Genomic DNA, 1,238 nt, shown 5'->3' on the forward strand with positions numbered 1-1,238 from the left:
GGCAGTCTCAAGCGGTCGATGCACCACCGCTCCTGACCAGGAAGAAGTAGGTGGTGTGTCGTGGGTAGAACGCGGGGCAAATCGGAAGAAGTGCGCGATAGCTTCTACGCCATGATCGATTCCGGGGTGCCGATAAAGAAGGCCAGCGAAGCGCATGGGGTCAGGCGCAAGACCGGTTATCGATGGCGCGATGAGAGGGCCGGCATCGATCGAGAGAAGGTTCGTGTGTCCTTCGGGCCGGCGTTGAGGTTGGAAGACCGAGTCGAGATCGAGATCGGTGTTCGAAACAAACTGTCGCTCAGGCAGATTGGCCGCGACATCGGTCGCAATCACACGGTCATCTCGTACGAGATCAAACACCACAGCAACGTCGACGGCAGCTACCGCGCTGTCTCGGCGCAACGCCGCGCAGATGATGCGGTTCGGCGACCGAAGGAGTCGAAGCTGGTCGTCAATCAGGAACTGCGGGGCGAGGTGATCGCCGGGCTGCAGAAGAAGTGGTCACCGCAGCAGATCTCGGAGACACTGAAACAGAAGTACCCCGATCGACCGGAGATGCAGGTGTCGCACGAGACGATCTACAAGGCAATCTACGTGCTTCCACGCGGAGGATTGAAGAAGGAAGTCGACAAAGCCCTGCGTACGGGCCGCACGTTCCGCAAGCCGCATGGCCGCGTCGCGAAGTCGAAGAACGCCCGGCACATCCCGGACAAGGTAGGTATCGCCGACCGGCCCGACGAGGTCGAGAGCAGGAAAATCCCAGGCCACTGGGAGGGCGATCTGATCATGGGCAAGAACAACAAGTCCGCGATCGGCACCCTCGTCGAGCGCAGCACTCGCACGACGTTGCTGTTGCATCTGCCGGACGGCCACGGCGCAGTACAGGTCCGCGACGCCATGATCGAGGCCATGAACACCCTGCCTGAGCTGCTGAAACAGTCTGTGACCTGGGATCAAGGCTTCGAGATGCGGTCGCATGCGGAGATCACCGCGGCGACCGGTGTCGCGATCTACTTCGCCGATCCCCACTCGCCGTGGCAACGGGGAACCAACGAGAACACCAATGGTCTTCTGCGTCAGTACTTTCCGAAGGGAACGGACCTGTCGGTGCATTCACCCGAGGAACTGCGCCGCGTCACCCTGGAATTGAACGAGCGCCCCAGGGCGACGCTAGGCTACAGACCACCGTTGGAAAAGTTCGCAGAGCTCATTGGTGCAGCGACAGCTTGAAACCGCCC

Annotated in this window: 1 protein-coding gene; it reads left to right on the top strand. The window is 60.9% G+C overall.

What is annotated here, in order from left to right:
• The first annotated feature begins 111 nt into the window (after positions 1 to 111).
• The gene (locus tag DK926_RS26235; protein ID WP_114332829.1) at positions 112 to 1,230 is read left to right on the top strand and encodes an IS30 family transposase; all 1,119 of its coding nucleotides are present in this window, start codon (positions 112 to 114) and stop codon (positions 1,228 to 1,230) included.
• Positions 1,231 to 1,238: the final 8 nt, after the last annotated feature.

The sequence above is a fragment of the Rhodococcus sp. Eu-32 genome, assembly GCF_003336925.1.
GTDB classification, from domain to species: Bacteria; Actinomycetota; Actinomycetes; order Mycobacteriales; family Mycobacteriaceae; genus Rhodococcoides; species Rhodococcoides kyotonensis_B.